We start from the raw sequence: 270 nt of genomic DNA, 5'->3' as shown, positions 1-270 counted from the left end.
TCCTTAAGCCTTTACGCTGTCTTTGACGACAACATAACCGCCGTTAGGACCGGGAACAGCGCCCTTGATAGCGAGCAGGTTGTTCTCCGCGACGATCTTTACAACGGTGAGGTTCTGAACGGTAACCTTCTCGGCGCCGAGAAGGTTACCGTTCAGAACCTCACCGTTGTAAAGATCGTCGCGGAGAACAACCTGCTCGCTATCAAGGGCGCTGTTCCCGGTCCTAACGGCGGTTATGTTGTCGTCAAAGACAGCGTAAAGGCTTAAGGA

1 pseudogene is annotated in these 270 nt (G+C 53.3%); it reads left to right on the top strand.

The window, feature by feature from the left end:
* Window positions 1-267 (top strand): annotated as a pseudogene (locus B0D78_RS13545) (hypothetical protein); the annotation flags it as partial.
* Between the last annotated feature and the right edge of the window lie 3 nt (window positions 268-270).

The organism is Pyramidobacter sp. C12-8 (assembly GCF_002007215.1).
Lineage (GTDB): Bacteria > Synergistota > Synergistia > Synergistales > Dethiosulfovibrionaceae > Pyramidobacter.
This window is presented reverse-complemented; position numbering and strand designations above follow the sequence as displayed.